The following is a 24,601-nucleotide window of genomic DNA, read 5'->3' on the forward strand; positions in this document are numbered from 1 at the left end:
GTAGAATCGTATGAAGACAGTCAAGTTAGCAAATCAATCTGTTTTTCCAATCGGTTTAGGAACGTGGAAAATGGGGGAAGGTCGTGCGCCGAAAGAACAAGAAATCACGGCGTTACAGGCCGGGATCGAAGCCGGTGCGGAGGTGATTGATACAGCTGAAATGTATGGGAACGGCTTATCTGAAGAATTGGTTGGAGAAGCAATTGCACCCTATGATCGGGAAAAATTATTTTTAATTTCAAAGGTCTTGCCGTCAAACGCCTCAAAGAAGCAATTAGTAAAAAGTTTAGATGCCAGTTTAAAACGCTTGAAAACAGATTATTTAGATCAATATTTACTCCATTGGTCAGGTCAAATTCCCTTTGAAGAAACGATTGAAGCACTAGAAACGGAACAAAAGAAAGGGAAGATTAAGTCATGGGGCGTTTCAAATTTAGACACGGACGAATTGAAGGAGATCTTACGTTTAGAAAATGGCAACCACTGTGCCACGAATCAAGTTTGCTACAACCTAGGAGATCGTGGCATTGAGTTTGATTTGATCCCGCTAATGCGTCAACAGCAAATGCCATTAATTGCGTACTGCCCATTAGCAATGGGAGACAGTCAAGGTTTTCATTTTACCAAAGAAAAAACCTTAGTAGAACTAGCTGAGAAACATGATTGTGATATTTTTCAGCTTTTATTGGCTTGGTGCATTAGAGATGGACGAACAATTGCGATTCCAAAAGCGGGGAAAAAGGAACATGTTTTAAGCAATCTAAGCGCTGCTAAAATTCAATTAAGCGATAAAGATTTAGCCCAGCTGAATCAAGTTTATCCTGAACCGACAAGAAAAACACCACTGACCATTTGGTGATAGTAAGCCGACTATAATTAGTCGGTTTTTTTTCGGTATGTTTGTCAAATTCAAAAAACGTTATTTTAAATAAATTTTATTCAGGAATAAAAAAAGAGTATGGAGAATAAATATTTGATAGGAAAATGTTTTTTTTAGAAAAAGTAGGGCAAAAAAAAATCAAAGATAGCAAAGAAAAAATTGAAAAAAAGCATCATAAAATGTAGATGACGTGTATTTTTAAGCGAGTTGTACCCCGTAAGAATAAATTTACCAGTTGTATACTCTGACTCTTGATCGAGTACAAACAGCTGATAAATAGAGAATCTATAAATTCAAAGTGTCCTTTTTTTCTTTTTTTTTTATAAATAAAAATTTAGGGTTTGCGCAAAAAAAACGGACGGACGAAATGTTTGAATGGCGAATCAATCGGCTATATACTATCTCAACGGAGGGGATAGAAATGGCAGATAAGCAACGTAAGACAAATTGGTTATATATAATGATTCTACTGGTGATACCTTTTTTACCGTTATTTTTTAGTTCTAATTCAGTTTATGCTGAAACAATAAAGCCAGTCGTTACTTTTGACCAAGAACCTAAAAATGTTGGGGAGAAAGGACTGGTGACACTAACTGGAGAAAATTTAGATACAAGTCAACTTTCAGTCATGCCAGCAACAGGTTTTTCAATAAAGGAGTCTGAAAGAACAGCAAATCGGATTGTTTATCAATATCACGCGGATAAGGTTGGAACATACCGTCTATCCTTAAAATCACAAAAATCCGATGCACAAGAACAACTATCACTTGCTTCTTTAACCATTGAAGCAAATCAAGCTAACACAGAAACTACGAGTACAGGTAAAATGACAGAACCCTCAACCGCTGTTCAATCGACACAAAACAGTACCATAGCAAATACAAGCACCTCTTCAAAGGGTGAAACATCAAAGTCAACTAAAACTAGTTCAAACAGTAGTGAAGCCATGCAACCAGCAATTCAAGCGCCTAAACAGGTAGGAACAAAGGGAACAACGATTCATACATTGTCTGAAAGTGAAAGAAATAAGCTCGGTCAATTGTGGGATTATAATGCCTATTTGACTGGCGAACACTCTGCTAACATGGCAGATACAGAAGGTGCAATCGCCGTAAAAGGAAACAGTGTTTTCCCCAATGATTTGCAAACATTTACGTATGGTGCCTCTTTTAGGGAACAAAACACGACAATTGGAGATCCAATTCGTCCAGATCAGTACGTAAATGTTCTCTTAGGTGGCGAAATTATTAACCATGCGACCAATGATTGGGTAAAACCCGTCGTTGAAAATCGAACAACGAATGGATATAGCCAGGGCTGGCTAGTTGCCCATGCCCCAATGGAAAATTGGATTTATAAAAATTTGGGTGAGTGGTTTTCTGCTTTAGCTTATGAAACAGATGATGCCACAATCCAAACTGCTTTTGCCAAATTACAAACACAACAAGAGCAGTTGACCAATCAGTTAAGTTTGTTGACAGCAGGAGTAGAAGCACCTGTATATCAAGGGGATGGCTTTGAATTAGCCCCCTCTAAACAAGATCCCAAAGTATTGATTCTAACCTTTAAAAAGGATAGCACCCCCTTAACAATCAAAACGTTGTCAATTCCTAATGACTTTTTAAAAGGGACACACTATAAACAAATTCTTGTGACCTCAAGTGCAGAAAAGATTGTTATGAATGGGACAAGTATTGCAGGAACCACGCAACAAGATGCAGGAACATATAGTGATCTTGCTAGTAAATTGACTTTCTATTTTCCAAAAGCAACAAGTATCGTGAACTACTTAGAAGACGATGGAAGCTATCCAGATACTTCAAAGGTCGGGGTGGACGTTGCTGGTGAAGACAATTATGGAAAATCCGATGGTAAAAATTATTACCATAGTTTTACAATCGGAAGTATCATAGCACCGCAAGCAACTGTTGTGTACCATTCCGGTAGTATTAATGGCTATGTTTTCGCTAAAAATCTTCATCAACGGGATGGGATGGAAATCCATAATTTTTATAATCCGTGGCTTCCAGATATTCATGTAGAAGGAAAAGGACAAGTTCAAATTCACAAATCAGATCAGGCGACACAACAAGTTTTGGCAGATGCTGAATTTGGAATTCGTAAAAAGGGCACAACGGATTTTCTTGATGTAAAAGCAACTGATAAAAACGGAACGTTGACTTTTGCTGATCTGGCGCATGGGGACTATGAAATTGTAGAAACCAAAGCACCAGAAGGATATCAATTAAATGAAGAAGTTTATCCCGTGGAAGTGAGTGAACAGAGTCAAACCGTCACAGTCCAAATGGAAAATACCAAACAAGAGGTTTTAAAGACGCATCTCCAATTGCATAAAACCGATCAAGCAACGCATGCCGATTTAGCCGGGGCAGTTTATGGACTTCGAGGGTTACGTGAAAAGAATTTTCGTACGGCCACCACAGATAAATCGGGGATGATCGACTTTACAGATTTGACACCTGGATTTTATGAACTTGTGGAACTAATTTCTCCAAACGGGTATCAAGTAGATTCGAAACCTCAAATTATTCAGGTTGGCCTGTCAGATAAAGCCCAAAAGATGGAAGTAACTGACCAGAAAATGGTTGAGAAAAAAGGTAGTATTCAATTAAGAAAAATTGACCAAGCAACAGGGAAACCGCTGAAAAATGTTGTCTTCGGCGTTCGCACACTAGATGAAAAAATCTTTATTACCAAGAAAACAGACGAAAATGGGGTTGTAAAGTTTGACAACCTTAAAGCGGGAACCTTTTATACGGTTGCAGAAATAACAGCGCCTACCGGGTATACAAAGACAGCGCAGAATTTAGTCGTGAAAATCAATAACCCCGCGCAAGAAGTGAACATTGGTGAATGGACAAACCAGAAAGAAACAGCGAGTGCAGTAAAAGGTGCTGTCAAAATCATTAAATCAGATAACACTAACGGAAACTTATTGAAAGGTGCACAGTTTGGAATCCGGGCGTTAGGGCAAAGAGAATTTCAGAAAAAGACTACAGATAACAAAGGTGAGGTCTTATTTACCGATTTAGTAGCCGGAGTATACGAAATTCGGGAACTTGCTGCGCCAAGTGGCTATACAAATACCTCCTTGACTCAAAAGGTTGTCATTGATCCAGCAAAACCCGAACAAACAATGACAATCAAATGGACGAATGAAAAGAGCGCAGCAAAACTAGGAAGTGCTACGATAATCAAAACTGATGAAACGGGGCATCCACTGGCAGGAGCAACATTTGCGATTCGAAATGATCATGAACGGCAGTTTAGTAAAACAACAACAAGCAATGCCGCCGGAGAAGCGTATTTCAATAATTTGCCATTAGGACGCTATGATATTATTGAGACGACAGCACCTGACGGTTATCAATTGGATGGTAAAATCTATCATGTTCAAGTGACCGAAGAAGAAAACGGTAGTGCAGAAATCGCAACGATTATCAATCATAAAAAAGAAGCTGCAACGGGTCAAGTGGTTCTAGAAAAAAGAGATACGCAGACCCATAAAATTTTACCGGGTGTTGAATTTGCACTAGAGGATGCGAATGGGAAATTATTACAGACGTATACGACAGATAAAGAGGGACGAATTTTTGTTGATAAGCTAGCTATTGGTCACTATCAATTTGTCGAAACGAAGGCATTACCAGGATATGTGCTGGATCCTAAGCCTAAAAAATTCGAAGTAACCAAGGAAAACTTGAACAAATTGCAACTCCTTACTGTAACCAATGAATTAGAAAAGACACCTTCTTCAACAAGTGAGAGTAGCGAAGAAAGTACGACGTCCACTACTACAACCACCTATGTAGGCAGGTCCAGTGATGAGCAAAATGTTCATACATCAGTGGATAAAGGGCAAAAGAAAGAGTCCTATCCTCAGACAAATGATCGCAATCAGCCACAATTAATTGTGCTAGGATTAATGATATTGGGTAGTGCAGTGTATCTCATAAAACGCCGTAAGTAAAAATAATCAGTTTGGTGGTCATTACATTAACTGGAAATCAGATCAACAACTAAATAGTCACAAAGAAACCCTCAGAAACGAGTTTTTCTGAGGGTTTCTTCCATTATTCAAATGCTTTGTTGACGTCATCTAACATCAATTTGACAGATTCAAGTCCGCCGCCGCTTAGGTACCAAACGTCTGGTTGTAGAGAGAGGACTTTTTTGTTTTTACCGGCAGTTGTTTGAGCAACTAACTCATTGTCTGCGACGTTATTGTTGCTGTCGTCACCGCCGATTGCTTTGGTTCGATCAATGATGAAAAGGACATCAGGATTTTTGTCTAAAACATATTCATAGGAAACGCTTTGACCGTGAGTGGAAGCTTTGATGGCAGTGTCGGCTTCCGCAAAACCAAAGGTATCATAAACGATCCCAAAGCGAGAATCTTTGCCATACGTAGACAATTGTCCCTCGTTGACCAAGACAGTCAAAGCTTTGTCCTTGCTCTCTTCTGCGGTTGCTTTGGTTTCTTTGATGCGGGTCTCCAATTCAGCTAACTGTTTACGTGCTGTTTTTTCTTTCTCGAAGATTTGACCAAGGGTTTCAACATTTTGTTTGATTGAATTCCACGTATCTGAAGGGTTTACTGCTAGATACATAGTTGGTGCAATCTCTTTTAATTGCGCTAAAAAATCACTTTGCCGACCGGAAATAATGATTAAATCGGGTTTCATTTGATTGATTTTTTCTAAATCAGGTTCCTTGATACCACCGGCTGATTCCACCTTTTTGTATTGTTTTAGATAGGCGGGCAAATTATCGGTCGCTGCACCCACAATTTTATCACCAACACCTAAAGCATCTAAGGTATCTAATGAGCCATTGTCAAAAACGACGACTTTTTTAGGATTCTTCGGTACGGTCACAGTACCATTGGAATCCTTCACTTCCAACGACTCGCTTTTGGTTGAGCTGTTTGTTGTTGATTGACCAGTTGAATGACGACTGTTCGCATCATTTGCTGTCCCGCAACCAGACAAAACGAATAAGCCTAGCACGACTAACGATAACCCCATTATATATTTTTTCATTTTTAATTCCCCCTAATTTATAATAAAAGCCTTCATTTTGAGGCTTAAAGCCTGTTCTAATTGAAATACATACAAAACCGTTTTCCGTCCAACTCGCAAATTTTGATATCCATTTCGTATAACTCATTTAAGATCTGTGGCTGTATCATTTTATTCGTTGCTCCATGAGCAAAAATTTGTCCATTTTTCATCGCGACAATTTCATCAGCATAGCTTGCTGCAAAATTAATATCGTGGATGACTAACAGAATTGTTTTATGTTCTTCTTCGACCAAGCGTTGTAAGGTCTGCATCAGCTGTACTGAATGGTTCATATCTAAATTATTCAGTGGTTCATCTAATAGGATATAGTCAGTGTCTTGCGCTAAAATCATGGCAATATATGCCCGCTGCAATTGACCACCAGACAATGTATCGATTTGGTCTTCCGCCAATGCCACTAATCCTAACTTTTCCAGCGCGTAGTCAATCAAGTCTTGGTCGGTATTGGTCAACCGACCTTTCGAATACGGAAACCGACCAAAGCCTACCAGCTCACGAACCGTAATCCGTAAGTTGACTCCGTTACTTTGCTTTAAAATCGATAATTTTTGGGCCAGTTCATTAGAGTGCCAAGCCTTGACCTCATTGTGATCAAGATAGATTTGTCCAGCATCAATTGTAATTAAGCGACTGATCATCGATAATAAGGTGCTTTTTCCAGCACCGTTTGGTCCGATAAATGCGGTCAGTTGTTTCTCTTTAATAGGCAGACAAACTTCGGAAACCACTTTCTTTGCACCGTAGTTTTTTGAAACATTTTCGAGCTGGATCATCGATACCGGCTCCTTTCATAGATGATTTTTCCGATAAAGTACAGGCCACCGATAAATTGGGTAACAACGCTGACCGTGGTCTTTAAATGGAAAACTTGTTCGACTAAAAATTGACTACCAACTAAAAAAATAAAACCAAGTAAGATCGCAGTTGGAAAGAGGTCGCTGTGGCGATAGCTCGGCATTAACTGGTAACTGATATTCGCAACGATAAAGCCCAAGAAGGTGATGGGACCGACCAGTGCGGTTGCTGTTCCTGTTAATAGACTAATAAAAAATAGCAAAAAAATTTGGAACGCATTCACCGAAAGTCCCAAGTTCGTTGCCTGATCTTTCCCTAAATGCAAAACATCTAAATAGCGATTGAGCGCAAATAAAATAAGAGATCCTAGTAAAATGATTCCCGCAGCCAAACCTAAATGGGTCGTATTGATATTGCTGAAGCTGGCAAAAAGTCGCCCTTGCAACAGATCATATTCATTCGGGTCCATCATGACCTGAAAAAAAGTACTTGTACTACTAAATAAGGTGCCAAAGATCATCCCCAGCATCAGTAGAATAAATAAATCATTTTGCCGCCGTTTTAGTAACGTTTTGGCTAGTAATAAACTTGATAAGGCCATCAAGAGAATACTTAGTAAAAAAATTGAGGTTTGTTCCTGTGACAATATATTGACGCCACCACCTATGAAAAATAAGATTGTTTGGATCAAAACATAGAGGGCATCTAAACCAAGAATATTAGGTGTCAAAAATTGGTTTTGGGTCATGGTTTGGAAACTAACTGTCGCCATCCCTGTTGCTAAAGCAACTAGTGCAAACGCGACAACTTTTTTCCCTCTGAGCATTAATGCAAAGTTGAGGTTGTCGTAGGTGTTATAAGTGAGGTAAAGTCCACACAAGAACATGGCTAGGATTACAAGAACAATCAGTAACAGTATTTTTTTTGGCTGAGAAAAGATCATGCGCGGTTCCTCCTAACCAATAAATAGATAAAAATCAGACTACCTATAATCCCGACAGTTAGACTCACAGGTACTTCATACGGAGCAATGACGATTCGCGAAATAATATCACAAATGAGTAAAAATAAGCTCCCGTACAATGCGGTAATCCATATAGTTTGTTTTATGTGATCGCCATAGGTCAGAGAAATAATATTCGGTACAATTACTCCTAAAAAAGGAACAGTCCCAACCATGATTAGGACTAAGCTGCTGGCTGCGGATACTAAGCCGATACCTAATGTTTGAACGAGGGAATAATTGATGCCTAAGTTGACAGCCACATCTTCACCTAGACCTACGACTGTGAAGAAATACGCAAAATAATAAATAATAAAAAAAAGTGGGATCGTTAGGTAGAGAAGTTCATAACTACCTTTTGTAACTAAGGAAAAATTCCCTTGAAGCCAAGAAGACATATTTTGGATCAATTGAAATTGATACGCAAAAAAGGTGGCTAGAGAACCCACAACATTTCCGAACATTACACCTAACAATGGGAGAAAGATCGGGTCCTTCGTTGGGAGCAATCGGCTCAGGCCTAAGAAGACCATAGTTCCCAAAAAGGCAAAAATAAACGCCGCGAGTGTTCGGATTGCAGTAGAAGCACTAGGTAGAAACAGCATAACCAGTAAGATGCCTAGTCGAGCACTATCCATCGTTCCAGCGGTTGTTGGTGAAACAAATCTATTTTGAGTGAGATGCTGCATAATCAATCCACAAATACTCATCGTTGCGCCAGCTAAAATCAGACTAATTGTTCTTGGTAGGCGAGTCGTAGCTACAATTAGCCATTGCTGCGAATCACCGTAGAGTAGAGCGTGGATCATTAAATCTTTTACTCCAATAAAAATAGAGAGAGCGCTCAACAAAAATAAAACAAGAAAAAGGCCTTTTCTTCCCAATAACTCACCCCTCAATAAATGATAATGATTCTCATTCTCTCTAAGAATAAAGTTTAGGTGAAAAACAGAGCAAATGCAAGCTCTTTTTAATGAAAAAATAACCATAAGAAAATCGAGCCGCCGTTACGTTGGTTGAGGTCATAAAGTTGATCTTAAAAAAAAGTAGTTGGAGAGAAGCTTTTTTAGATGGGAAGCTGGAAGGAAATCGAAACAGAATACAAGGAGTTAGAACGACAATAGCAAAATCTTGAAAATAAAAAAGTGCCGAAATCGCTTGATTTCAGCACCCCTTTATCTTAATTCAATTTGTAAAAATAGTTATGGAGCTGAGGGGAATCGAACCCCTGTCCAAACATCTCTTAACCTAAATCTCTACGCTCATAGTCAACTCATTTAAGGTTTCGCTCGATAGCATGCCGAGTGACAAGCAGTCTATTTCGCTAGTCTGATGCGCTCTTTTTTAACTTACAGACGGAAAGTTAAAACGTATCCCACTTCATTTGAGACCCTGATCCGAGCACATGGGCGATACCGGGAGGATCTACGCTAACTGTTTTTAGGCAGCTAAAGCGTAAGAGTTGTTATTGTTTTTAGCAGTTATATTTAACTGTAACGTTTTTACGTAGACGTAACCTACGAAGCGCAACTCAGGCCCGAACAATGCCTGTCGAATCCAGAAACAGCCCCTTAATAAAATTTTACTGCAACTGAAATTATAACATTTCATTATCAAAAAAGCAAAAAAGTAAAGCTTTCGAGCGTTAGTGAAAGTCATGACTGATCAAAGGAAAGCGCTAAAAAGATTGAAGAAAAAGCAAATTGTTAGTGAAGATATAAGTAAGGTAATGGTTGGAAAAATTGAAATAGAGTATACTAAGTATGAGAATAGATGACACTAGGGGGATATTGTATGAATATTTTAATGATTGAGGATAATGAATCCGTCTCTGAAATGATGCAGATGTTCTTTTTAAATGAAGGCTGGGAAGCTGAATTTAAATATGATGGCAAAGAAGGCTTGGAGGCGTTTAAAGCTGACCCGCAAAAATGGGACATGATCACGCTGGATTTAAATCTACCTAGCATGGATGGCATGGAAGTGGGGCGTGAGATTCGTAAAATTTCCAGCACAGTACCGATTATTATGCTGACGGCACGGGATTCTGAAAGCGATCAAGTGATTGGCTTGGAAATGGGAGCCGATGATTATGTCACAAAACCTTTCTCCCCTCTGACCTTAATCGCACGGATCAAGGCGTTGCATCGTCGTAGTGGGTTAGCGGCTGAACCGAATAAGGAAGTCGCAGCGAACAATGAAAACTTTGATATCCAAACCGATCATTTCAAAATGAACTTGAAAACGCGAGAAGCTTATTTAGATGATAAGGCGATTGAGGGACTGACGCCGAAGGAATTTGATTTGCTTTATACAATGGCGAAGAAGCCGCGACAAGTCTTTACTCGAGAACAGTTGTTGGAGTTGGTTTGGGATTATCAGTATTTTGGCGATGAGCGGACAGTGGACGCCCATATCAAAAAGTTGCGTCAAAAGATTGAAAAAGTCGGATCGCAGGTCATTCAAACGGTTTGGGGCGTCGGTTACAAATTTGATGATACCGAGGTTGCTCGATGAAGTATCTTTATCAGCAATTGTTGGCTTTCGGTGGATTGATCCTATTGATCCTGTTGACCTTGGGGCTTTCCTTTACTCAATTCACGCGAAAAACACTTGAGGATAATAACTACAAAGAATTGTTTGGCTATGCCCGCTCGGTTGAAAAAACCAATCTTTCATTCAGCAGCCAATATGATTGGATGACGGAAGACGCGGCCTTTCAAAACGCTATTAGTGTCACAGAAGTTAGTTTGAATCAGCAAGGGGTAACCTTTGTTTTTATCGACAAGGATCAAAATGTCCAGTATCCGCAAAAAGCCGGTAAAGTCAATAAGCATTTAGTTAGTGATGCGCAGTGGAAAGCGTTAAAGGCCGGTCAGCAGCAAAAGGAAACCAGTACGAAGAATGTGATGGGCCAAAATCAAACGACTTCTTATGCGATGGTACCGTTTTTCAGCAATGATTCTTTTTATGGGGTGCTTTTAGTAAGTCAGCCAGCGATGAACGTGGAGAACAGTGTCAATTCGATCGTGACGGACCTCTTCAAAGCCTTTATCATCGCCTCGATTATTGCGATCATTGTTAGCTATTTATTTGCTACCAGACAGGTAAAACGGATCAATCGGATGCGCTCGGCCACCAAAGAAGTTGCCACAGGGAATTTTGATGTAGTAGTCCCAAATCGCAATCGGGATGAATTTGATGATCTAGCCAATGATTTTAATCGAATGACCATTTCCTTGAAAGAATCGCAAGATGAGATCGAGCGGCAAGAAGAACGTCGGAAACAATTTATGGCGGATGCTTCTCACGAAATGCGGACACCACTGACGACCATTAACGGTCTTTTAGAAGGGCTACAATACAATGCAATTCCGGAAAATCAAAAGGCCAAAGCAATCAGCTTGATGCAAAACGAAACGTCCCGGTTAATTCGTTTGGTCAATGAAAATCTCGATTATGAAAAGATCCGTACCAATCAAATCAGTATAATTTTGCAGAAATTCAATGCAACTGAAGCGGTCTCGACTCTATTGACGCAACTACAAGCTAAAGCTGAGGCTTCTGGCGATCAACTAGTCTTGAACACGAATGATACGATTGATGTCTATGCAGATTACGATCGGTTCGTTCAAGTGCTGGTGAACCTGATTCAAAACGCGATCCAGTTCACACAAAACGGGACCATTAACGTTTCAATCCAAAAAGAAGCTGCTGCGACAGCGATCGAAATTAGTGATAATGGGATCGGTATGTCGGAGGAACAAGTAAAAAATATTTGGGATCGCTATTACAAAGCTGATCCATCACGGAAAAATACGAAATATGGCGAGTCCGGCTTGGGATTGTCTATCGTTCAAGAATTAGTTCGCCTGCATCGTGGAACGATTGAGGTAACTAGTGAACTCGAAAAGGGAACGACCTTCAAAGTGACATTTCCCGCTGAGGTAAAAGAAGACGAAAAAGAAGAAGCGTAAAACCAAATCGGTTTTATGCTTCTTTTTAATGTTGAATTTATAAAATCGCTAAGATGATAAAGTTCAAAATGAATAGTAGATCAACGATCCAAAGAATCGGTGAGATTTCCTTGGTTTTTCCTTTAATAACTTTGACAATCGTGTAGAAAATGAAGCCAGCAGCAATCCCATAAGAAATACTGTAACATAGGCCCATAAAGACACTAGCGAAGAAAGCAGGAACGGCTTCTTCCAAGTCCAACCAATTAATATCCGCGAAGGATGCCAACATCATGACTCCAACTAAGATCAAGGCAGGGGCAGTTGCTTGCGCGGGTACAATCGCAATTAATGGAGAAAACAGACTGCTTAGAGCAAATAAAATAGCAACAACAACGGAAGTCAACCCCGTCCGTCCACCAGCACCGATACCGGCTGCCGATTCAACGTAAGTCGTAGTATTCGACGTACCGAAGATCGCACCAATCGATGTAGCAATTGCATCTGCGAACAATGCTTTATCCATCTTTGTTTTAAAGCCACGGCCGTCATTGTCTAACGCCAGTTCATCTTCCTTGGAGAAGATGCCGGTTCTTCGGCCAGTTCCAATAAAGGTTCCAATCGTATCAAAGGTATCAGACAAGCTAAAGGCTAAAATCGTCATTAATACTTGCGGCAATTTTGATGAATCAGAAAAAAGTGAGCCCATGCCGGCTGAACCAAAAGCAGCACCAAAAGTCGTACCAAGCTCTTGGATCGAATTGCCTAATGAATTTGCGTGCCAATCAATCGCGCCTAATTGAACGACGCCCATTGGAATACCTAACAAAGTCGTGACTAAGATACCAATCAAGATTGCGCCACGAACATTTTTAACGACTAAGATCGTCGTTAAAACCAAACCAATTATCGCCAAAAGAATCGGTGCATTATTGAAGTTCGCTAAAGCAGGGACAATTCCGCTGTTAATCGAAACATTGGTTGCTTTGCCGCCTTCTACCACGCTGTTAGTGATGGCGGAAGAGTCAGCAGTAAAGGAAAGCAGACCAGCATTTTTGATTCCCACATAGGCCACGAAGATCCCAATTCCGCCGCCAATCGCGTGCTGCATGCTTTCAGGAATCGCACGAATGATCAATTTACGAATCTTAGTAACCGTGATCAAAATATTAATGATTCCGCAAATGAAAACCATCGCTAGTGCTTGCTGCCAAGAATAACCTAATCCAAAAACGACTGTATAAGTGAAGAACGCATTCAGTCCCATACCTGGTGCTTGCGCATAAGGCACGTTAGCGAACAACCCCATGACTAATGTACCAATGACAGAAGCAATGATCGTTGCTAAAAATACCGCTTGAAATGGCATTCCTGAAGCTGATAAAATACTTGGATTAACGAATAAAATATAACTCATCGCGAAGAAAGTCGTAATCCCCGCCATCATTTCTGTTGAAAAGTTGGTTCCGTGTTCCTTTAACTTGAAGAATTTTTCCATTTTAAATAAACGCTCCTTAAAATAAGTTCATGATATCGACAAAACCCGAATACTTTTTTAGTATAATGAAGGAATAATCGACTTTCAAGTTTTATTTAAATAAAAAAACAATTAAAAGGAAGAATGTTCGTGTTTTAACGTACATTCTTCCTTTTGTGGATTCGATTGATTGTTTGGAGCAGGAGAATCATCACGCCTAAGCTTGCGACGAGAAAAATGCAGGCCTTCAGTAAAGCACTAAAAAAAAGATCAAGTAAAGTCATAGAGGATAACTCAAAGGACAGGGAAGACCGAATCGAATATGCAATTCCACTGGTACCATTACTTAAAACAAAATTCGGTAGGTTCTTGAATTGGTTTAAGCCTTGGTGATACAAATTTTGTAAGACACTTTCGTAGACTGGTTCAAAGATCGCAAAGAAAAGAATCAAGCTAATCGTAGCAACTATCAGGACAATAAAAAATTCCAATCCTGTAGTGTAAATTAATTGTTTTAGTGAAGTGGTATATTTTTTTTGGCTGTATAAGCGCAGAATAAAGCCAAACAACAGTAAGCAAAAGAAACCGATACAACAAAAAAGTAGGCGGTTAGCAAAATATTCCTGTAGCTGTTTAATTTCAGGCTTCGTAAATAGCTTGATTTGGTCGAGCGAATCTAATTGGATTAAGATCGACCGTAACACTCCCAAGCTGGTTAAACTAAAAAGGGCGAATAAACAAATCCCCCATGAAATCGAAAATTGAAAGCGATGTCGTTTGATCGTTGCAAGTGTTGTTGAAAAAAGATTCATATACTCACCTCTTAATGAGTAGTATAGATTCTTAATTTGAAAGAAGTATGAATTCTATCAGAAGAAATAAGTGCAAAAAAATCACCCATTTCGTATGTTGGCGAAATGGGTGATTGAGAATTATGGTTGAGTTTGTTCTTGATACTGTTTGTAAGTTTCGGTTTTGTACAAGTCCTGAGTGGATTTTTTTCCATGCTGATCAAAGATGCTAGTGGATTTATCACCGAGTTTGTTCTCGATTTTTTCCATCTGTTTCAAGCCATCTTTATAGTTATAATCAGAAGGATCGATTGGTTTCAATCCGCTAGCTGAATAGAATCTTAAGAGATCCCCGTTATTAATGTGATCCGAGGTATCTAACTGTTTCGCAACAGCATCCTTGTTCGCATCTGTTTCGGCTTTGACTGTTTCATCCGGTTCAGTGATCGGAAGACCTGTTTTGTTGTCATACAAGTTGCCACTATAATTGGTATATTTTGGTGTGACATAATCGCCATCACGGAAAGCCACGACTTGATCATGATCTTTTGATAATAAATCTTGACCTAGTTGCAAGTATTTACTTGTATCTGTACCTAATAGATGAAGCAGAGTAGGTAACGCATCGACTTCACCACCGTAAGTATGGTTGATGCCACCTTTTTCTTGCCCAGGTATATGAACCATGTAAGGAACACGTTGCATTTGTGCATTGTCATAGTTTGACCAAGTTTCTTTCGACTTACCTAATAACGGTGCTAAATCAGGATTTCTTGAATTAGAGATTCCATAATGATCACCATACATAACGATGATGGAATTGTCATACAAGCCAGAAGCTTTTAGATAGTTAAAGAATTCTTCAACGGCTTTATCCAAATAGTTGGCTGTCGCAAAGTAACCATTAATGGTTTCATCACCAGTATCGGCCATTGGGAATCCTGCTTCATCATTTTTAAATTCACTGTATGGATAGTGATTGGAAACAGCAATAAATTTTGAATAAAAAGGCTGTTGCAGACGTTCCAGATATTTCACTGATTGCTGGAAGAACGGTTTGTCATGCAAGCCGTATTGGAATGAGTTTTCATCGTTCACATCATAGTATGAAGAATCGAAGAAATAATCATACCCAAGATTTTTGTAGGTTTCCGTCCGGTTCCAGAAGTTTCCTGAATTTCCGTGGAAGGCCGCACTTGTATAGCCTTCTGTTTGTTTCAAAATATCCGGTGCTGCTTGGAAGGTGTTCTTTCCGCCTAATTGCGAGAAGAGCGAGCCTTGATTCAACCCAAATAATGAATTTTCCATCAATGTTTCCGCATCGGATGTTTTTCCGGCTTTGACTTGGTGGAAGAAATTATCAAAAGCAAAGGTGCTGTTGTTATGGAAAATACTGTTTAAGAAGGGAGTCACTTCATGTTCTTGCCCATTTGCATCCTTCAATTTGTAGTCAATCACAAACTGTTGCAGACTTTCTAAATGGATTGTAATAACGTTCCGTCCTTTGGCAATCCCGTAATAGTCACTGTTTGGAGCGGCGTAGTGATCTTTGACATACGCTTCGACATCCTTTAGATCATTCGGGCTCGCTTCTGCTCTGACTTGGTTAGTATTATAAGTTTGGATACCATCATAAACGGTAAAGGCATTAACTCCAAGGTATTTAATCAAGTAGTCGCGAGAAAAAGTCCGAGTTAATAATTCTGGACGATCTGCTTCTGCCAAGAAAAGATTTCCTGAGAAGATCATAATCGATAGAGCAGTCATCGCAAAAGCCATACGAGCACGTACTGGACGCTCTTCCTCTTTGATTCGTTTGCGCCATAAAAGTAGCGGCAAGATAATGATATCAATCAAGAATAAAAGATCGTATGGACGGAACAAACGAAGGGCACTTTCACCTAAACCGCTAGCGACCTTACCGGCACCTAAGAACGTATTGACGGTAATGAAGTCGGTAAATTCGCGATAGTAGACGACGTTGGCAAACAGTAAGAAACTGGCCAGCGCGTAAATTACCATCATTGTTCGATAAGATGCTTTTGGTCTGCGCACATACAAGGCGATCGATAACAAGAACATCGTTGAGGCGATCGGATTGATGAAGAGGATAAAGTATTGGGTCAGACTCTCGATCCCAAGATTGAATTCAAATAAATAGGCAAAGATACTTTTGGCCCATAATAAGAATGTTAATAAGGCATAAAAGCCTAAGCGTTTATTTAAAAATTTTGGTGTTTTGAGTTTATTCAATAGTAACTTCCTTTCTAATGCAGAAGAAATGCAAATTGTTCACTTGGTAACATTTTACTCGCTTACATGGCCCTCGTCAATTTTTATCAAATTAGGAACAATCAGCTTTAATAAAAACTTTATAAGCGAAAACTAACTACTTTTTTTGATATACTGTTGGAGAAAGCAGGGATGAATGTGAAGATAGAATTAACAAATAATGGAATTAAACGAATTCGTCAAGGAAATCCGTTAATTCAAATAGAAGATTTAAAACAAAATATTAAAAAAATTCCCCTTGAATGGGTGACTTTTGTTGACGGTAGTGCTAACTATGTTGCTTCCGGCTATTTAGGTAAACAAAATAAAGGCATGGGTTGGGTGTTAGATCGCACGCGGCGACCCATCGACGGTGCGTTTTTTATAGAAGTTTTTAAACAAGCAATCCAGCGTCGGCAAGCTTTTTTTGCGGATGAAACAACGACCGCTTTTCGTTTATTTAACGGTGAAGGAGACGGTGTCGGCGGAATGACGATCGATTATTATCACGATTATTTAGTGTTGTCTTGGTACAATCAGACGATCTATCATTTTCAACAAGAGATTTTAGATAGCTTGTTAGCGGCATTTCCAACTGCAAAAGGCATAGTGGAAAAGATCCGCTTTACTAGCGACTTAAAAGAAAGTCAATGGTTGATGGGGGAGAAGCCGCAAGAGCCGTTGATTGTTCTGGAAAATGGTGTTTCTTATGCGGTCTATCTAGATGAAGGTTATATGACGGGGATCTTTTTGGATCAAAAAGAAGTTCGGGGACGGTTGACTGAAGGACTGGCGGCTGGCAAGAAAGTGTTGAATATGTTCAGTTATACTGGTGCTTTTTCAGTAGCGGCCGCTTACGGTGGCGCGATGGCAACGACTAGCGTGGACTTAGCGCAACGTAGTTTGCCAAAGACCCAGGAGCAATTTACTGTTAATGACTTACCATTAGAACAGCAAAAAATTATCGTCATGGATACTTTTGATTATTTCCGATATGCAATGCGAAAAAACTTACGTTATGATGTAATTATCTTAGATCCACCAAGTTTTGCTCGTAATAAGAAGAAAACATTTTCCGTGGCAAAAGATTACGGGCGGTTGATTGAAGACAGTGTCGAGATCCTATCTGATGAAGGAACGATCATTGCTTCGACCAATGCGGCCAATCTTTCTATCAAGAAGTTCAAACAGGCAATTGAACAAGCCTTAGACAACAAGCAAGCGACCTATCGTTTAGTAGAAAGCTATCGATTGCCTGCCGATTTTCCAGCCAGTCATTTTGAAGAAAGCAATTACTTGAAGGTATTGTTTTATGAGATTAAAAAATAGAAAAATAGGATGGGATATGTATGATGGATGTGCAAGTAAGAGAGGTGCGGTTTGACGCAGGAAAACCTAAAATTTGCGTACCGATTTTGGGAAAGACCTTCGATGAAATCATAGAACAGGCAAATGAAGCGAAAAATGTCGCAGAAGTAATCGAATGGCGTGCGGATTATTATGAGGACCTGTTCGATGAAGAAAAATTGAATCAGACTTTGCTGGCCTTGCGAGATGAAATCCGTAATATTCCTTTGATTTTTAATCTACGCACCGAGCGGGCAGGAGGAACATTGGATTTACCGCTCAATCAGTACCGGCAGATCAATGAGTTTGTGGTTTCTTCGCGAGCGATTGATTTGGTGGATATCGAGGTTTCGATCGTTGACACACTTTCGACAACATTTATAAAATGGATACAGGCACTAGATGTGCGAGTCATTATGAGCTATTACGATTTCGAACAGATACCAGAAGATGCTGTACTGTTATTTCGCTTAAACTTAATTGAACATTCAGGAGCGGATTTGGCCAAAATTGTCGTTACTCCTAAAAATGAAGCAGATGTTTTGCGACAAATGAAAATCATTATGAAGGCACAGACTTTTGTGACTCTCCCGATTATTTCTGTTTTGCTAGGGAGACTGGGTAAATTTGCACAAGTCGGCGGTTCACTGGATGGCTCTTGTATGACTTATGGGTCTTTAGCAGGAAAAGCGCAACCTGATGCGATGATTGAAGCAGAGAAATTGGCGATGATCGTAAACGAGTTACGATAAGAGTTATCGAAGGGACATATATCAGTTCAAACAATAAGAGAGTGAAACATCTAAAAAATGTTTCACTCTCTTATTGTTATTCCATTACCTCAAGATCAAAGACTTCGATATTGTCTAACCCGCCATAGATTTCATACCAAGGTTTCGCATACTGATCGAGAATTTCATTTAATTCTTCAATATTTTCACGTCCTTGTGTATCGAGCCATTTAATCAAGCCTTCCTTGCCTTTATCGGCATAGACTTGGACACCGTCCCGCCAAGTAGCTCGACCGCCTAAGATACCACAATAATTGGCACCATGTTGTCCGGCAAATTTTAATTCATCCCGGAAAATATCCGCAGGTACACCAGCACTTAAATAAATGAAGGGCCGGGTTGCCGCTTCACTGGCTTCTTTGAAGTAAGCCGCTGCTTCTTCTTGAGTGTAAACAACGGGATCACTGTTTTTAGTATAACCTTCAACATATTTAAATAACACAGGAACTTCGACTTTTAAGACATCAATATGATACTTGTCTTGGGTGAACTTCTTAATTGTATCGATTACTTTTTTCGGTTTAATCTTTGCGAATTCTGGTGAATGATCATCGGTGATTTTACTGTCGTAAACAATCGGTTCCACAAATACTGGAATATCCGCCGCTAAAGCTTCTGTTCCTAAGCGTTCTAAGAAGGCATGCTTCACGTCTAAAATTTCCTGTGCTTCATCAGGATCATAATAGACCAAGACTTTCGCCGCATCAGCGCCTTTTGCTAACAAGCGATCTAAGGATTCGTCTGGCAATAATTCAGGTAAGCGACCGGGTGTATTCGCATCGTAGCCGGTTTTTTCATAAGACATGATCAAACCACAATTGGGATCTTTGGCCTTGATCCCTTTGAAGCCGTACTGTTCATCTAAAAGGATGGCACTGACGTGTTTGGTTAATTCTTGGGAAACCAATTCTTTAAACTCATAAACTTGGTCCATTGAGAATTTTTCCTCGCCCATGGCCGTTTGCATCATTTTTTTCATAGAGCCTCGTTGATCGATAGCTAAGGCCGCAATGACGCCGTGATCATTTGACAATTGTTGCATCTTTTCAAACTTTCCTCTTGAAATTCTTTTCATGATGAAATCCTTCCTTTCTGATCTTGCTACAATTTTAGTGTAGGACTTTTGCGGAAAAAGACCAAATAAAACGATCATTTGTTTGATTGACTTTTTTTTGCTAGACTCTAGGAAATAGGTAGAGGTGAGGAATTGACATGGCGAAGAAAAAAATTCAAAAAACCAATGCAATTCGCTTGGTAGAACAAAAGAAAATTGACTATATCGAGCATGAGTATGCTTGGAGTGAAGAGGATCTAGGAACGGGCCATGTATCAGAGCAGGTCAAAATCGAACCGGCGCGCATTTTCAAGACTTTAGTTGCAGTAGGAAATAAAACCGGCCCCATAGTAGCGGTGATTCCAGGCAATCATGAACTGGATCTAAAAAAAATTGCGAAGGCTAGTGGCAATAAAAAAGTTGAGATGCTCCATCTAAGAGATTTGGAAGCGACTACCGGTTATATTCGCGGGGGCTGTTCTCCGATTGGAATGAAAAAATTATTTCCAACCTTTGTAGACGCATCGGCAAAAAATTTCGAAAAAATAGCTATTTCCGCTGGTAGAAGAGGGCTACAAATGGAAATTGCCCCCGACGCCATTATCGAACTGACGCGAGGGCAATTTGTTGAGTTGACGCTTTAATCAAAAGCGTAATAAGCGGCGTTTGTTCCGGCAACATAGCCGGTACAAAAGGCGGTGGTGATATTATAGCCGCCAGTATAGCCGTTCACATCGAGCACCTCCCCGGCAAAATACAGGCCGGGGATTTTTTTGCTAGCTAAATCTTTAGGATTGACTTCTTTAAGTTCCACACCACCACCGGTAACGAAGGATTTTTCTAAACCAAAGGTCTTATTGGCGGTCAATGACCAATTTTTACAATAGTCGATTAGTTGCGCACATTGCTCATTAGACGTTTGGGCAAATGTCAGCTCACTGATTCCAACTTTTTCTAAAAAGAATAACAGTAATCGTTCAGGTAAAATACCGGCTAAAGCATTTTTTAATTGCTTAGTAGAGGCAGAGCCTCGTTCTTTGATCTCAGCTAAAAGTTCGCCTTTCGTAAGCTGTGGGAAACAATCAAGTTTTAATGTGACTGTTTCTTGGGTTCTCAGCAGCTGATTGACAAAGCTGGAACACCGCAGCGCTGCCGGGCCCGAAACACCAAAGTGAGTAAACAGCAGATCCATTTCATGGCCGGCAACAGTCTTATTTTTTTGGTCTACTACACTCAAGGACACATCTTGCAGGGATAGGCCTTGTAAAGATTTTGCAGCAACAAAATCATCAGTTAAAAAAATCGGTGATTCGGTGGGATATAAGGGTGTCACATGATGACCAACACTTTTCGCAAAACGGTAGCCGTCTCCTTGTGCACCAGTTGAAGGATAAGTAATGCCCCCTGTAGTAATGACCACGCTTTTAGCCGAATAATCACCTTCAGCGGTACGTACCCCTTGAATCGTTGTTCCATCAGAAATGATTTTTTCAACGGGTTCCTTAAAATGCAGCTCCACGTTTAGACTTTCCAATTCCTTCTTTAAAGTGTCGACAATTGTCGCTGATTTATTTGATACCGGGAAAATCCGACCATGATCTTCTTCCTTTAAAGCAACCCCACGCTCATTGAAAAAATTCATAATGTCCTGATTATCAAATTGAGCAAAGGTACTGTATAAAAAGCGTCCATTTCCAGGTATGTGGGTAATCAGATCCTCTACTGGTCGATTATTTGTCACGTTACAACGACCACCACCAGTCATTAACAGCTTTTTACCTAAGCGTTTATTTTTTTCAAAAAGTGCGACTTTGGATCCATTCATCGCAGCAGTAATACTCGTCATCATACCGGCGGGACCGCCACCGATCACGATCACATCAAATTTGTTTTTCATCTAGTCAACCAACCTCTATTATATTTGTCTGACGATTTTACTTAAAAGTCATTGTTTCATTTACGAACATTCCATTTATAAATTGCAGTGTAGCATGAATTAATTCCCACTTCTATTAAAAAATGATGTAAACTATGAATATTAAATGTGAGGAGGAATTTGATGGAAGTAAGAGAATATGTGGAACAGGTTCAAAAGAACTTAGCAGCAAAGGATCCAAACCAAGAAGAATTTTTACAAGCGGTGGAGGAATTTTTACCGTCAGTCATTCCTTTCTTAGAAGAGCATCCAGAGTACGTAGAGAAGAATATTTTAGAACTCATTCTTGAACCTGAAAGAATGATTCAATTTCGTGTACCTTGGCAAGATGATGCAGGAAACTGGCAGGTTAATCGCGGCTATCGCGTCCAATTTAATTCAGCGCTTGGTCCATATAAAGGCGGATTACGTTTCCACCCAAGTGTTAATTTGAGTATTTTGAAATTTTTAGGTTTCGAACAAATCTTTAAAAATAGTTTGACGGATCTGCCCATTGGTGGCGGAAAAGGCGGTTCAGATTTTGATCCGAAAAAGAAATCCGACGCAGAAATTATGCGATTTTGTCAAAGCTTTATGATGGAGTTGTCAAAACATATCGGACCAAACTTAGATGTGCCTGCTGGAGATATTGGTGTTGGTGGTCGTGAGATTGGGTACTTATTTGGTCAATACAAACGTCTTCGTGAATACGACATGGGTGTTTTAACCGGAAAACCAGTCGGGTTCAACGGCAGCCTTGTACGAACAGAAGCAACTGGCTATGGTACCGTTTATTTTGTTAAACATTTGTTGGAAGACCGCGGGGATTCCTTTGAAGAAAAGAAAGTATTGGTTTCTGGTAGTGGAAATGTAGCTATCTATGCGATTGAAAAAGCCCATGAATTAGGTGCGATAGCAATTACCTGTTCCGATTCCGATGGATACATTTATGATGAAGAGGGCATTGACTTAGACTTGTTGAAAGAAATTAAAGAAGTGCGCCGGGAACGTCTGACTGAATACGTTAAAGAACGTTCAACCGCGAAGTATTATGAAGGTTCTGTTTGGGACCTTGAAACGGCGGCTGATATCGCTTTGCCATGTGCGACGCAAAATGAAATTGATGGCAAAAAAGCAGAGATCCTAGTAAAAAATGGGGTTAAAGTCGTAGCTGAAGGCGCAAATATGCCAAGCACGATGGATGCTGTAAAATTGTATTTTGAAAATGACATTCTTTATGGGTCAGGAAAAGCAGCAAATGCTGGTGGAGTCGCAGTATCTGCATTAGAAATGAGTCAAAACGCACAACGCTTAGCTTGGACGAAGGAAGAAGTGGACAGTAAGTTAGACGATATTATGAAAAATATTTATGAAACCTGTCGTGATACTGCTGAAAAATATGCTGAAAAAGATAATTTCGCTGCGGGCGCCAATATCGCTGGCTTTGAAAAAGTTGCGGCAGCAATGTTAGCTCAAGGATTAGTTTAATTTTTGGGAGGTTCGAGCTTGAAAAAAATGGAAAAGAAACGTAAAGTATAGGTTGTACTGAAGTGATTTTCAAGGAGGAAAAATAATGGCACACATTCAATTCGATTACTCGAAAGTAGCACCATTTGTGAGCGACCATGAAATGGACTACATCAAAACTGAAGTAGCTCGAGCTCATAAAGAATTACACGAAGGAACTGGCGCAGGAAATGATTTTCTTGGTTGGGTCGATCTTCCTGTAAACTATGATAAAGATGAATTTGCACGAATCAAAAAAGCAGCTAAAAAAATCCAATCTGATTCTGAAGTTTTAGTTGTTATCGGGATTGGTGGTTCATACTTAGGCGCTCGTGCAGCAATCGAATTCTTGCATCAAACATTCTTCAATGTTTTAGACAAAGAAGATCGTAAAGCACCGCAAGTATTCTTTGCTGGAAACTCAATCAGCTCAACGTATATTGCTGACTTAATCGAAGTCATCGGAGATCGTGATTTCTCAGTTAACGTTATTTCAAAATCAGGAACGACAACTGAACCAGCAATCGCATTCCGTGTCTTTAAAGAATTATTGATCAAAAAATATGGTGAAGAAGAAGCCAACAAACGTATCTACGCAACAACTGATAAAGCTCGTGGCGCAGTTAAAGTTGAAGCAGACGCGGCTGGCTGGGAAACATTCGTTATTCCTGATGATGTCGGCGGACGTTTCTCTGTTCTTACAGCTGTTGGTTTATTACCGATCGCAGCAAGTGGCGCTGATATTGATGCATTGATGCAAGGGGCTGCTGATGCACGTGAAGCATACTCAAGTGATAACTTAGATGAAAATGAAGCCTATCAATATGCAGCACTTCGTAATATCTTATACCGTAAAGGGAAAGTGACTGAAATCTTAGTCAACTACGAACCAGGAATGCAATACTTCAACGAATGGTGGAAACAATTGTACGGCGAATCAGAAGGAAAAGACTTGAAAGGGATCTACCCATCAAGTGCCAACTTCTCGACTGACTTGCATTCATTTGGACAATACATCCAAGAAGGTCGTCGTAACATTTTCGAAACCATCGTGAAAGTTGAAAAACCACGCAAATCAGTGGCAATTCCTGCACAAGAATCTGACTTAGATGGTTTAGGTTACTTGGAAGGTAAAGACGTTGACTTTGTTAACTCAAAAGCTTACCAAGGAACATTATTAGCGCATACGGATGGCGGCGTGCCTAACCTAGTGTTAAACATTCCAACAATGGATGCGTACACTTTAGGTTATGCAATGTACTTCTTTGAAATCGCAGTTGGAATCTCTGGTTACTTATTAGGGGTTAACCCATTCAACCAACCGGGTGTAGAAGCATACAAGAAAAATATGTTTGCTTTGCTTGGAAAACCAGGCTTTGAAGATCTAGCTAAAGAATTAAACGATCGTTTATAAAAAGAAAAAACGACTTTCGCGTTGCGAAGGTCGTTTTTTTAATTGGTACAGTAAAAATAGGTTGTAACGAATCAAAATCAATGATAAAAAACATTTTTACAGACTGATGAAATCGCTTTAAAAAAAATAAAGATAAATAAAAAATGAACGTTAGATTAAAAATAACCATAGTTGTTTCTGTTTGTGTTTTGCGAATTTTCTAAAAACTATAATTTTTCCCGATAGCGTAAAATATTTTGTGTAAATAGAAATTTAGGGTAGAAAAAGAGAAAGTCCATTCTGTAAAATTAAAGTTA

General features: G+C 39.7%; 18 protein-coding genes and 1 other RNA gene. 9 read left to right on the plus strand and 10 right to left on the minus strand.

Features of this window, described 5'->3' with window-relative positions; genetic code table 11:
- Window positions 1–10: 10 nt before the first annotated feature.
- Window positions 11–859 (plus strand): aldo/keto reductase, encoded by an 849-nt coding sequence (locus FFM67_RS10250; RefSeq protein WP_137614467.1) that lies wholly within the window; start codon window positions 11–13, stop codon window positions 857–859.
- A 442-nt stretch (window positions 860–1,301) separates the two neighbouring features.
- Complete coding sequence (locus FFM67_RS10255) at window positions 1,302–4,871, plus strand: SpaA isopeptide-forming pilin-related protein (protein WP_170178025.1); 3,570 nt, start codon at window positions 1,302–1,304, stop codon at window positions 4,869–4,871.
- A 103-nt stretch (window positions 4,872–4,974) separates the two neighbouring features.
- Here FFM67_RS10255 and FFM67_RS10260 read toward each other — a convergent pair whose 3' ends face one another.
- From FFM67_RS10260 to ssrA, 5 genes are all read right to left on the minus strand, one after another.
- Complete coding sequence (locus tag FFM67_RS10260) at window positions 4,975–5,943, minus strand: siderophore ABC transporter substrate-binding protein (RefSeq protein ID WP_137614469.1); 969 nt, start codon at window positions 5,941–5,943, stop codon at window positions 4,975–4,977.
- A gap of 56 nt (window positions 5,944–5,999) precedes the next feature.
- On the minus strand, window positions 6,000–6,758 hold the full coding sequence (locus tag FFM67_RS10265) for an iron ABC transporter ATP-binding protein (RefSeq protein WP_137614470.1): 759 nt from the start codon (window positions 6,756–6,758) through the stop codon (window positions 6,000–6,002).
- Window positions 6,755–7,723 carry an iron chelate uptake ABC transporter family permease subunit gene (locus tag FFM67_RS10270; RefSeq protein WP_137614471.1) on the minus strand — a complete coding sequence of 323 codons (969 nt, stop codon included), beginning with the start codon at window positions 7,721–7,723 and terminating at the stop codon, window positions 6,755–6,757. Before FFM67_RS10270 ends, FFM67_RS10265 begins: the two co-directional genes overlap by 4 nt.
- Window positions 7,720–8,667, minus strand: a complete 948-nt coding sequence (locus FFM67_RS10275) for an ABC transporter permease (protein ID WP_137614472.1) — start codon at window positions 8,665–8,667, stop codon at window positions 7,720–7,722. The genes FFM67_RS10270 and FFM67_RS10275 overlap by 4 nt, the downstream gene beginning before the upstream one ends.
- Before the next feature lie 318 nt (window positions 8,668–8,985).
- Window positions 8,986–9,354, minus strand: a transfer-messenger RNA (tmRNA) gene (ssrA, locus tag FFM67_RS10280).
- Between the two features lie 223 nt (window positions 9,355–9,577).
- Between ssrA and FFM67_RS10285 the strand changes: the two genes are divergently transcribed.
- Window positions 9,578–10,300: a winged helix-turn-helix domain-containing protein gene (locus FFM67_RS10285; RefSeq protein ID WP_137614473.1), complete on the plus strand. Its 723-nt coding sequence runs from the start codon at window positions 9,578–9,580 to the stop codon at window positions 10,298–10,300.
- Complete coding sequence (locus FFM67_RS10290; protein WP_137614474.1) at window positions 10,297–11,760, plus strand: ATP-binding protein; 1,464 nt, start codon at window positions 10,297–10,299, stop codon at window positions 11,758–11,760. Before FFM67_RS10285 ends, FFM67_RS10290 begins: the two co-directional genes overlap by 4 nt.
- Before the next feature lie 37 nt (window positions 11,761–11,797).
- Here the strand turns inward: FFM67_RS10290 and FFM67_RS10295 are convergent, their stop codons facing one another.
- From FFM67_RS10295 to FFM67_RS10305, 3 genes are all read right to left on the minus strand, one after another.
- Window positions 11,798–13,237 (minus strand): NCS2 family permease, encoded by a 1,440-nt coding sequence (locus FFM67_RS10295; protein WP_137614475.1) that lies wholly within the window; start codon window positions 13,235–13,237, stop codon window positions 11,798–11,800.
- 134 nt (window positions 13,238–13,371) lie between these two features.
- The gene (locus FFM67_RS10300) at window positions 13,372–14,028 is read right to left on the minus strand and encodes a hypothetical protein (protein ID WP_137614476.1); all 657 of its coding nucleotides are present in this window, start codon (window positions 14,026–14,028) and stop codon (window positions 13,372–13,374) included.
- Between the two features lie 120 nt (window positions 14,029–14,148).
- The gene (locus FFM67_RS10305; protein WP_137614477.1) at window positions 14,149–16,260 is read right to left on the minus strand and encodes an LTA synthase family protein; all 2,112 of its coding nucleotides are present in this window, start codon (window positions 16,258–16,260) and stop codon (window positions 14,149–14,151) included.
- Window positions 16,261–16,437: 177 nt separating this feature from the next.
- Between FFM67_RS10305 and FFM67_RS10310 the strand changes: the two genes are divergently transcribed.
- Both FFM67_RS10310 and aroD read left to right on the plus strand, forming a co-directional pair.
- Window positions 16,438–17,607: a class I SAM-dependent rRNA methyltransferase gene (locus FFM67_RS10310; RefSeq protein WP_281279106.1), complete on the plus strand. Its 1,170-nt coding sequence runs from the start codon at window positions 16,438–16,440 to the stop codon at window positions 17,605–17,607.
- A gap of 20 nt (window positions 17,608–17,627) precedes the next feature.
- Window positions 17,628–18,377, plus strand: a complete 750-nt coding sequence (gene aroD, locus FFM67_RS10315; protein ID WP_137614479.1) for a type I 3-dehydroquinate dehydratase — start codon at window positions 17,628–17,630, stop codon at window positions 18,375–18,377.
- A 76-nt stretch (window positions 18,378–18,453) separates the two neighbouring features.
- On the opposite strand, the gene FFM67_RS10320 is transcribed toward aroD, so the two are convergent.
- Window positions 18,454–19,491, minus strand: a complete 1,038-nt coding sequence (locus FFM67_RS10320) for a tagatose 1,6-diphosphate aldolase (protein WP_137614480.1) — start codon at window positions 19,489–19,491, stop codon at window positions 18,454–18,456.
- A gap of 137 nt (window positions 19,492–19,628) precedes the next feature.
- Between FFM67_RS10320 and ybaK the strand changes: the two genes are divergently transcribed.
- A complete protein-coding gene (ybaK, locus tag FFM67_RS10325) occupies window positions 19,629–20,114 on the plus strand; it encodes a Cys-tRNA(Pro) deacylase (protein WP_137614481.1) in 486 nt (161 codons plus the stop codon).
- Here ybaK and FFM67_RS10330 read toward each other — a convergent pair.
- Window positions 20,111–21,367, minus strand: a complete 1,257-nt coding sequence (locus tag FFM67_RS10330; protein WP_137614482.1) for a BaiN/RdsA family NAD(P)/FAD-dependent oxidoreductase — start codon at window positions 21,365–21,367, stop codon at window positions 20,111–20,113. The two genes, ybaK and FFM67_RS10330, sit on opposite strands and share 4 nt — an antisense overlap.
- A gap of 162 nt (window positions 21,368–21,529) precedes the next feature.
- Here FFM67_RS10330 and gdhA point away from each other — a divergent pair, with 162 nt between their 5' ends.
- Window positions 21,530–22,873 carry an NADP-specific glutamate dehydrogenase gene (gene gdhA, locus FFM67_RS10335; protein WP_137614483.1) on the plus strand — a complete coding sequence of 448 codons (1,344 nt, stop codon included), beginning with the start codon at window positions 21,530–21,532 and terminating at the stop codon, window positions 22,871–22,873.
- 85 nt (window positions 22,874–22,958) lie between these two features.
- Window positions 22,959–24,305: a glucose-6-phosphate isomerase gene (locus FFM67_RS10340; protein ID WP_137614484.1), complete on the plus strand. Its 1,347-nt coding sequence runs from the start codon at window positions 22,959–22,961 to the stop codon at window positions 24,303–24,305.
- Window positions 24,306–24,601: the final 296 nt, after the last annotated feature.

Source organism: Enterococcus viikkiensis (genome assembly GCF_005405345.1).
GTDB lineage: Bacteria > Bacillota > Bacilli > Lactobacillales > Enterococcaceae > Enterococcus_A > Enterococcus_A viikkiensis.

Excerpts from the sequence above, each read along its gene's own strand:
- FFM67_RS10250 (WP_137614467.1), top strand. The coding sequence starts at position 11 with ATGAAGACAGTCAAGTTAGCAAATCAATCTGTTTTTCCAATCGGTTTA.
- ybaK (WP_137614481.1), top strand. The coding sequence starts at position 19,629 with ATGGCGAAGAAAAAAATTCAAAAAACCAATGCAATTCGCTTGGTAGAA.
- FFM67_RS10270 (WP_137614471.1), bottom strand. The coding sequence starts at position 7,723 with ATGATCTTTTCTCAGCCAAAAAAAATACTGTTACTGATTGTTCTTGTA.
- gdhA (WP_137614483.1), top strand. The coding sequence starts at position 21,530 with ATGGAAGTAAGAGAATATGTGGAACAGGTTCAAAAGAACTTAGCAGCA.
- FFM67_RS10290 (WP_137614474.1), top strand. The coding sequence starts at position 10,297 with ATGAAGTATCTTTATCAGCAATTGTTGGCTTTCGGTGGATTGATCCTA.
- FFM67_RS10285 (WP_137614473.1), top strand. The coding sequence starts at position 9,578 with ATGAATATTTTAATGATTGAGGATAATGAATCCGTCTCTGAAATGATG.
- aroD (WP_137614479.1), top strand. The coding sequence starts at position 17,628 with ATGATGGATGTGCAAGTAAGAGAGGTGCGGTTTGACGCAGGAAAACCT.
- FFM67_RS10265 (WP_137614470.1), bottom strand. The coding sequence starts at position 6,758 with ATGATCCAGCTCGAAAATGTTTCAAAAAACTACGGTGCAAAGAAAGTG.
- FFM67_RS10330 (WP_137614482.1), bottom strand. The coding sequence starts at position 21,367 with ATGAAAAACAAATTTGATGTGATCGTGATCGGTGGCGGTCCCGCCGGT.
- FFM67_RS10340 (WP_137614484.1), top strand. The coding sequence starts at position 22,959 with ATGGCACACATTCAATTCGATTACTCGAAAGTAGCACCATTTGTGAGC.
- FFM67_RS10300 (WP_137614476.1), bottom strand. The coding sequence starts at position 14,028 with ATGAATCTTTTTTCAACAACACTTGCAACGATCAAACGACATCGCTTT.
- FFM67_RS10295 (WP_137614475.1), bottom strand. The coding sequence starts at position 13,237 with ATGGAAAAATTCTTCAAGTTAAAGGAACACGGAACCAACTTTTCAACA.
- FFM67_RS10320 (WP_137614480.1), bottom strand. The coding sequence starts at position 19,491 with ATGAAAAGAATTTCAAGAGGAAAGTTTGAAAAGATGCAACAATTGTCA.
- FFM67_RS10255 (WP_170178025.1), top strand. The coding sequence starts at position 1,302 with ATGGCAGATAAGCAACGTAAGACAAATTGGTTATATATAATGATTCTA.
- FFM67_RS10260 (WP_137614469.1), bottom strand. The coding sequence starts at position 5,943 with ATGAAAAAATATATAATGGGGTTATCGTTAGTCGTGCTAGGCTTATTC.